Raw genomic sequence first — 8,133 nt, 5'->3', positions numbered from 1 at the left:
TAGCCCCGGTGATTCACGGAGCTGTCGGTTGATCTTGTGATCGAGCAGATTGATCTTCGCTGGGTCAGTTCGGGTGGGCGGGCATGGCGAACGGGCCGGCCTGCTGTTCTGCCGGTGGCTCCCGCCGCTCGTCGTGTCGGGGTGGAAGGTCAACCAGCCGGGATGGGCAGTGTCGCGAGCCGGGTGAACGCGGCGGCGAGGTCGCGGGCCCAGGGCCAGGAACGCTGGATGCGTAGCCATAGTCGGCGTTGTCCGCGGGTGAGGCGGGCGGCGACGTGCAGGAGTCGGTAGCGCAGAGTCTTCGGTTCGGCCTTGGCGAGGTGGCCGTGCAGGAGCAGGTGCTGGGTCCAGGCGATCAGGTCGACCGCGAGCATGACCACGGCGAGCCAGGCGGTGTTGATCGTGAACGAGCGGGACGGGAACCGGTCCATGCCGGTGTCCTTCGCGCAGCGGATCCGATCCTCGACTCGGGCGTGCGCGCGGTGCCGGGCGTCGAGTCGGGCGAGTTGCCCGACCCGGGTGTCGGTGGCGAACGCGGTGTAGCGCCAGCCGTCCCGCTCCTCGAACGCGTCGAGCTGCGCACCGGGATGCGGGCGCTCGCGGCGCACGATCACCCGTGTCCCGGCGGGGTAGCCGGCCAACGACCGGGCCGGTAGGACACCGGTGAGCTCGGCCAGGGCGGCGCCGTCGCGGTGCCCGCCATCGGCGTCGATCGCGTCCGCCCAGACAGACGCCGGGATGGCGGTGATGGCGGCGCGTTCCTTGTCGGTGATGGCCCATCCGACCGAGAACTCACAGCTCAGAGCGTCGTCGCGGCGGCTGCGGATGTGGGCGAGGAACTCGCGGGTGCAGCCGGCGGTGTCGGCCCGGATCAGGATCGGGGTGCCGTGGCGGTGGGCGTCGGGCAGCTGGGCCAGCGCGGCGTCGAGGACGGCGATGTGGTCGGCGGCGGTGTTGCTGCCTGCGTTCCCGCGGCGCAGAAGGGCGGCGAGGAACTCGCCGGTGTTGTCACAGAAGGCGAGCATCGGGTGGTAGCCGAAGGTCTTCTTGAACGTCGGCGCCGCCTGCTCCTTCTCGCTGTGACACACCACGATCGAGGCATCCAGGTCGATCACCAGCCCCGGCAGAACCTGCCCGGCCGCCCGCGCTGGCGGGAACGGCTGCCCGGTCAGCTCGGCGCGTTGCGCCCAGACGACCTCGCGGGTCGCGGCCCGCGCCCGCGCGACCGCTCCCGACTGCGCGGTGTCGAGCTGGTCGAGCAGCCGCCAGCACGTCGAGTCCGAGGCCACCGCACCGAACAACTCGGCCTGATCGCCCAGCACCGCGACGTCGGAGATCGTGGTGGCGCCGTCGGCGACCGCGACCGCCATGTCGACCAGCACCCGCCCCGGATCATGCCGGGACCGGGGCCTGCGCAGCCCGGCCAGCTCCTCGGCGAGCTGGGCGGTCAGCGTGGTCCGGTCCGCGACGTCGGCCAGCAGCCGCGACCCGGCGTGCGACACCACGCCCTCACCGTCGGCGGTTGCGGTGATCCTCGGCCTGGTCGTTGTAGTCTGCACCTCGAAAGTGCCTCTCCATCAGATGATCCTGCGCCCTCAGCAAGCACAGTTTCCCCTGGTAGCGAGGCACTTTCGTCTATCCGGGCACCGACACGCCGGAACGCTCATGAAGAGCCGGGGTTAGCAGCGAGAAGAAGACGCCATGTCGCAACACGTTCCGAGTGCGCTGGTCAGCGGGGAAGGGCGAGGCCAGGCGTGTGGTAGCGGCTACCGAAGAACATGAGCGGGGCTCCACCGTTCGACCCGCAGGACAGGACACGAGCGACGAACACCGTGTGATCGTGCACGTCGAATCGCTGGATCACCTCGCACTCGAACCAGGCCAGGCAGTCCGCAAGGGTGGGGACCCGGTCCCGGATCGTGAACCGGGGCGGCTCGTCGGACGGCTTGCCGGCGAAGTGGTTCGAAGCGTGCTGCTGCTCCTCGTTGAGGACGCTCGCTCCGAAATGGCCGTTCCCGGTGATGAACTGGTGGGCCCGGCCCTTCATGAGCGACACCATCACCGTCGGAGGCTTCAGGCTGACCGAGGTGAAGCTGTTCACCGTCGCGCCGTGCACGGCGAATCCGACGTCGGTGCAGTCCACGTCCGGATCGGTGCAGCTGATGACGGCGACGCCGGTCGCGAAGAGGCCGACGGTCCGGCGGAACTCCTGCTGGATGTCGGTGGTCAGCATGGTCGTTTCACGTCCTCGGGGTTCGGATGGTCTGTAGGTCTCAGCCGACGAGCGCAGGCTCGGGGAGCGAGGCGGAGTCGACATGGCGCCCGACCCACGCGGCGATGCGCTCGGGGGTGGCGAACCGGTCCCACTGTCGCTCCGGGAAGTTGAAGCCGTCGGTGAACTCGTCGGCCATCGACGGGCTGTCGTGCAGCGCCTGCAGTACCTGTCCGAACTCGTCGGGCCGGGTCCGGAGGGCCTCGAGCATGAAGTTGGTCCAGCGACTGGCGGCGAGCACCCGATCGTCCCGCTTGCGCTCGAGCTGCTCGACGAACCGGTGGTCGAAGATGTCCTGCTCGACGATCTCCGCGCCGAGGACCCATGCGGCGTGGGACGCCATGTTGCCGCCCTGCCCCAGGACCGGGTCGACCGTCGACTTCACGTCGCCGAGCGACAGCGCCAGGGTCCCGTCGTCCAGGAGGACCGACGACCGGCGCACGGCCGGCGTGACCGCACCCTGCAGGAGGTCGATGCTGCCGCGGGCCAGATCGAAGCTGCGCGAGTCGACCCGCTCCGCAGTCGCCGGGTGGTGCGCGCGCAGCGCGTCGAGCACCTGCGACCGGAACGCCTTCGGATCGTCGTCGTAGGACAGCCGGGACAGGCTCTCGAGCTCCCCGCCGATGTGGTTCTCGAAGACCAGCGCGGTCTGCAGACCGTCGAACGACAGGAACGGGATCTCGATCAGCTCACCGGCGCCGGGCGCGGCCGACCAGACGACCGACCGGTTGTCCTGCTGGTCGATGCCGCTGAACACGCCGACGCACAGCGCTCGCTGAGGGGTGTCGTAGGGGGACTCGGCGGCCACCCGGCCGAACATCTGGCCGAAGGGCCCCTTGCCGGTACTGACCACGACCAGGTCGAAACGCGAGGAGATCTCCGCGATGTCGTCGTGCCGGACCTGGCGCTGCTCGACACGGCCACCTCGCTCGAGATAGTCCTCGAGGAGCTGAGCGTGATAGATCCGGTAGTCGACGGCGCGACTCGGAGCGTGGTAGCCGCCTCGGAACCTGAGCGGATCGTCCCCACCCATGTGGTACTCGTGACCGAAGTACCCGTAGTCGTCGGTCGACCAGTGGTCGATTCCCAGCTCACGCTCGCGATCGAGCGTCACCGCGTGGTGCGCCACCGTGTTGGTGAGGCCGGTGGACCGGATCTCGTCCGGTCCGCGGTCGGTGATGATCGTGACGTCCACATCGTGACGCTGCAGGTAGAGGCCGAGCTGCAGGCCCGCCGTCCCGGCGCCGATGATGCCGATTCGCTTCTCCACGTTGAGCACTCCCATGACCCGCGACGCGATGCGCCGCTCAGTTCCGGGCGGTCCGTGCGCTTCGGGCGACCGCCGACGGGCCCGACGTCGGCGACAGGCCCGTGATTCGCGTTACAGATGACGCGACTTTAACATAGTACTAAACTACTTAGAAGCAATAGGCTCACGTTCGTGCTGGACGAAGAGGGCTGCGCCGCCGTCGGCGAAGTTCTTCAGATCGGCGGCAGCCGCCTTGCCCTCGTCCGACCCCATTCCGGCCTGCAGGTCCGCCTCCGACTCGAACGCGAGCTGCGCCAGTAGGTAGTACGGCGGCTCGCTGCCGTCGAGCGAGGCGCAGTGCCGCGCGGTGATCTCCACCAGCCCGGGGATCCTGCGGGCCAGCGGGAGGTGGGACTCCGCGTAGTAGGTGTCGAACGCGCGGGGATCCGTCGGTCGCCCGTAGGCGACGGTGAGGACGTGCATCGGTCTCCTCGGTTTCACCGGCATCGGCATGCGCGGTGGACGTCGTGCCCGCGACGGTCGTCGCAAGCGGCTGGGGTGCATGTCAGGCAGGCGTGTTAAGACGGCGCACTCGGTTCTCGACCCAGCAGAGAACGTTCTCGGACAGCCTGGTGCCGGCAAAGGCGTCGATCTCGCGGACGCCGGTCGGGCTCGTCACGTTGATCTCGGTCAGCTGGTCTCCGATGACGTCGATCCCGACGAAGTAGAGGCCGTACTCCGCGAGCGTCGGCGCGATGCGGTCGCAGATCTCCTTGTCCCTCGGCGTGATCGTGTCCGCCACGACGCTGGCGCCGGCCGCCATGTTGCAGCGGAACTCGGCCCCGGAGGCGATACGGCGGACCACGCCGATGGGCGCGCCGTCGAGGACGATCACCCGGCGGTCACCCTCGTCGCACCGATCGATGTAGCGCTGGACCACGACCTGGTCCCTGCCCCGGCACGAGACGGCCTCCACGATCGACCGGAGGTTGGGGTCACCGTCACGGAGCAGCATCACGCCCCGGCCCGCCATGCCGTCGGTCGGCTTGATGACGGCCGTCCCCCAGCTGCGCGCCAATTCGAGCACTTCGCCGACCGACGAGGTGAAGACGGTGTCGGGGCAGAGATCCGGCCAGCGCAACGGGAAGAACTTCTCGTTGGCGTTGCGCAGACCGTCAGGCCGGTTCACGACGAGAGTCCGGCTCTCATCCACGTAGTCGAGGATGTAGGTGCCGCGCATGTACGCGGCGTCCACGGGCGGATCGGTCCGCACGAAAACGGCGTCCATCTCGCGGAGGTCCCACCGTTCGACGGGGCCCGCGGTGTACCAGTCGTCCCGGGCGTACCACCGACCGTCCTTGAGCTCGGCCGGGCGCAACGAGAGCGGGATGCACTCGGCGACCGCGCGTCCGCCGGAGATCCGGAGGTCACGCATCGTCGTGGTCAGAATGCGGTGACCACGCGCCTGCGCGGACTCCATCATCGCGACGCTCGTGTCGTGGCCCGCTGTCAGCGTCTCGACCGGATCGATGATGAACAGCAGGTCCAGGCGAGGGCGGGACTGTGCGACGGACATCGGTGTCTCCTTCGCTCACTGACGACGGGTGGTCGAGATCTCCACGGGCTCCACCTGAAAGCTCAGTCGTGAAAACCTTACTTCTGACAGGATCGTGGGAGAACGGGTCGAGGAGCCGGAATGTCGAACGCAGCCAGGACGACGCCGCTGATCGCGGTCACGGGTCGACGGCGGCCTGCCGGTGGTGTCCACACCGGGCCGGCCCAGCTCGACGTCTTGGACATCGACTTCTACTTCACCGGCTACGCGAACCACGTCCAGGACGCCGGCGGCATCGCACTGCACCTGCCGACGGACCCGTCGGTGCGCCCCGCTCTCAGGCGTCTCGACGGCCTCGTTCTCACCGGAGGCGTGGACATCGACCCGCAGATGTACGGCCGGACGGCCGGGCCCACGACGCAGCCGGTCGACCGGCGCCGCGACGCCACGGAGCTGGGGCTCCTGGAGGAGGCCCTCGAGCTCGGGATACCGATCCTGGCAATCTGCCGAGGCCTGCAGCTCGTCAACGTCTTCCTCGGCGGCACGTTGCACCACGACCTGCCCGACCACAGGGTCGGGAACGATCACGAGATCCTGATCGAGCCGGCGAGCCTGCTCGGCAGGCTCTACGGCCCGACGACCACGGTCAACAGCCTCCACCATCAGTCCGTGGACCGCGTCGGAGAGGGGCTCGTGGTCTCGGCGAGGGCTCTCGACGGGGTGGTGGAAGCCGTCGAGCACCCGGGGAGCGATCTCCTCGGAGTGCAGTGGCACCCGGAACAGCTCACCGGACCGCAGCCAGCCTTCGGCTGGCTCGCCGAGGCTGCCGGCGAGCGTGCTGCGGTCCGGTGACGCGATCATCGTCGATCAGCGCTTGACGCTGAGGACCTTGATGTTGGTGTAGGCGAGCAGGCCGTTGAGGGAGCCCTCGACGCCGATCCCGGACTGCTTGGCCCCGCCGAACGGGACGGTCGCGGTGACCACCGGGTGCTGGTTGACCCATACCGAGCCGGCCTCGAGACGCTCGGCCACAGCCGTGGCGCGGTCGAGGTCAGGGGACCAGACCGAGGCGCCCAGGCCGTAGTCGGTGTTGTTGGCCCGCGCGACCGCGTCGTCCAGGTCTGTGTAGGTGAGGATCGGCAGGACGGGACCGAACGGCTCCTCGTCGACCAGCGGGTTGCCCTCCTCCACGCCTCGGACGATCGTGGTGGGGAACCAGTAACCGGGACCGTCGGGAACCTCGCCGGTGAAGTACGCCTCGCCGCCGGCGGCAAGGGCGCTCTCGGTCAGCTGCCGGACACGGTCCAGCTGGGGCTTGTTCTGGACGGGGCCTGCGTTGACCCCTTCCTGGAGCCCCGGACCGACGACGACGGTCGCCGCCTCGGCGGCCAGGGCCTCCGAGATCGCGTCGAGCTTCGACTCGGGGACGTAGAGCCGCTTGAGTGCCGCGCAGACCTGCCCGGAGTTCGAGAAGGCGGCCCAGAAGAGGTCCTTGCCGAAGGCGGCCGGGTCGACGTCGTCGAGCACGATGCCGGCGTCGTTCCCGCCCAGCTCCAGCGTGACCCGCTTGAGCGAGCTCGCCGAGGCGCTCATGACGTGCTTGCCCGTGGGAACGGATCCGGTGAAAGAGATCTTGTGGACCCCGGGGTGACCGGTCAGTGCGGGACCCAGCTCGTCGGTCCCTGCGACGACCTGCACCACGCCGGCAGGCACGACGTCCTGGATGAGCTCGCCGAGGCGCAGCGTGGCAACCGGGGTGTACGGCGACGGCTTGATGATCACCACGTTGCCGGCGACCAGTCCGGGAATCAGCTTGAACATGGCGGCGAGGATCGGGTAGTTCCAGACGGTGATCGCGCCGACGACGCCGATCGGATCCCGCCTGACCTCCACCCGGCCGGTCTCGTCGTCCTTGATGATCTCCGGGTCGAGCGAGATCGAACCGAAGAAGTCCACCTGCCTGAGACTCGCGCCGATCTCCCCACGAGCGTTCGCGAGCGGCTTCCCCTGCTCCATCGTCACGAGGAGGGCGAGCTCGTCGATGTTCGCCTTGATGACCTCGGCGATGTCGCGGACGACCTGCTGGCGCTTCTCGAGGGGGGTCGCCTTCCAGGCCGGAAGCGCGCGGTTGGCCGCCTCGACGGCCTCGTCGAGCTGAGCGGTGGAGGCTGCCGGGACCTCGATGAACGGCTCGCCGGTCGAGGGGTCGATCACCGGCAGGGTGCCGGCGCCGGCAACCGCGCGGCCACCGATCGTCAGCTGGGGAATCGTGAGTGTGGGAGTCACCATGAGCGTGCGCTACCTATCTCTCAGTGGGTGGACGCCGGCTGCTCGGCCGGGGCGCCGTCGGCCGAGTTCGTCGGGCGCGGATCGACGCCGAACAGCTGTCGGTACTGCTCGGGGGTGTAGCGGAAGTTCTTCGCATCCTCGGAACGCTGGTCCTCGAGCTTCGCCTTCGCCGACGGCCGCTCGGAGATCCGGTCGGACCAGGCCTGCACGGCCGGGTACTCGTCCAGGTCGATCCCGTGCCCCTTGCCCAGCCGGGTCCACGGGAAGCTCGCGATGTCGGCGATCGAGAACTCGCCGACGATGTACTCGCGGTCGGCGAGACGCTCCTCGAGAATCGCGTACACCCGCTTGGCCTCGTTCCCGAAGCGCTCCTGCGCGTACTCCACGACATGGCCGTTCTGGGGGGCGTAGGTCGTGAAGTGCGTGGCCTGCCCGAGGCCGGGCCCCTGGTTCGCCACCTGCCACACGGTCCAGCAGATGGCGTCCCAGCGAGCCACGGGGTCGGCAGGCAGCAGGCGCCCGGTCTTCTCCGCGAGGTACATCAGGATCGCGGCGGATTCGAACAACGCGACCGGGCGGCCACCGGGGCCGTCGTGATCGACGATCGCGGGGATCTTCCCGTTTGGATTGACCCGGAGGTAGCCCGGGTCGAACTGGTCTCCCTGGGAGATGTCCGTCCAGCGGACCTCGTACGGGAGGCCGAGTTCCTCGAGCGCCATGTGGATCTTCCGGGCGTTCGGGCTGACGAAGTAGAAGAGGTCGATCATG

The 8,133-nt window shown here is 68.9% G+C and carries 8 protein-coding genes; 1 reads left to right on the top strand and 7 read right to left on the bottom strand.

Annotation, left to right across the window (positions count from 1 at the left end; translation table 11 throughout):
- Positions 1–149: 149 nt before the first annotated feature.
- The 5 genes from GTW08_RS07385 to gshB all read right to left on the bottom strand — a co-directional run bounded on the left by GTW08_RS07385 (position 150) and on the right by gshB (position 5,097).
- Complete coding sequence (locus tag GTW08_RS07385; protein ID WP_161151648.1) at positions 150–1,559, bottom strand: IS1380 family transposase; 1,410 nt, start codon at positions 1,557–1,559, stop codon at positions 150–152.
- Between the two features lie 170 nt (positions 1,560–1,729).
- Complete coding sequence (gene styB / locus GTW08_RS07380) at positions 1,730–2,233, bottom strand: styrene monooxygenase NADH-dependent flavin reductase subunit StyB (RefSeq protein ID WP_161151647.1); 504 nt, start codon at positions 2,231–2,233, stop codon at positions 1,730–1,732.
- 40 nt (positions 2,234–2,273) lie between these two features.
- Positions 2,274–3,542, bottom strand: coding sequence for a styrene monooxygenase subunit StyA (gene styA / locus GTW08_RS07375; protein ID WP_161151646.1), 1,269 nt, complete (start codon positions 3,540–3,542; stop codon positions 2,274–2,276).
- Between the two features lie 144 nt (positions 3,543–3,686).
- Complete coding sequence (locus GTW08_RS07370; protein WP_161151645.1) at positions 3,687–4,004, bottom strand: EthD family reductase; 318 nt, start codon at positions 4,002–4,004, stop codon at positions 3,687–3,689.
- Between the two features lie 82 nt (positions 4,005–4,086).
- Complete coding sequence (gene gshB, locus GTW08_RS07365; RefSeq protein WP_161151644.1) at positions 4,087–5,097, bottom strand: glutathione synthase; 1,011 nt, start codon at positions 5,095–5,097, stop codon at positions 4,087–4,089.
- Between the two features lie 120 nt (positions 5,098–5,217).
- On the opposite strand from gshB, the gene GTW08_RS07360 reads away from it, so the two are divergent.
- Positions 5,218–5,928, top strand: coding sequence for a gamma-glutamyl-gamma-aminobutyrate hydrolase family protein (locus GTW08_RS07360; protein WP_161151643.1), 711 nt, complete (start codon positions 5,218–5,220; stop codon positions 5,926–5,928).
- Between the two features lie 15 nt (positions 5,929–5,943).
- Here GTW08_RS07360 and GTW08_RS07355 read toward each other — a convergent pair whose 3' ends face one another.
- Positions 5,944–7,365: an aldehyde dehydrogenase family protein gene (locus tag GTW08_RS07355; RefSeq protein ID WP_161151642.1), complete on the bottom strand. Its 1,422-nt coding sequence runs from the start codon at positions 7,363–7,365 to the stop codon at positions 5,944–5,946.
- Between the two features lie 20 nt (positions 7,366–7,385).
- Positions 7,386–8,132 carry a glutathione S-transferase family protein gene (locus GTW08_RS07350; RefSeq protein WP_161151641.1) on the bottom strand — a complete coding sequence of 249 codons (747 nt, stop codon included), beginning with the start codon at positions 8,130–8,132 and terminating at the stop codon, positions 7,386–7,388.
- Between the last annotated feature and the right edge of the window lies 1 nt (position 8,133).

Source organism: Pseudonocardia sp. SID8383, from assembly GCF_009864975.1.
Taxonomy (GTDB): domain Bacteria; phylum Actinomycetota; class Actinomycetes; order Mycobacteriales; family Pseudonocardiaceae; genus Pseudonocardia; species Pseudonocardia alni.
The sequence above is the reverse complement of the archived record's forward strand: the minus strand, read 5'-3'. Positions and strand labels throughout refer to the sequence as shown.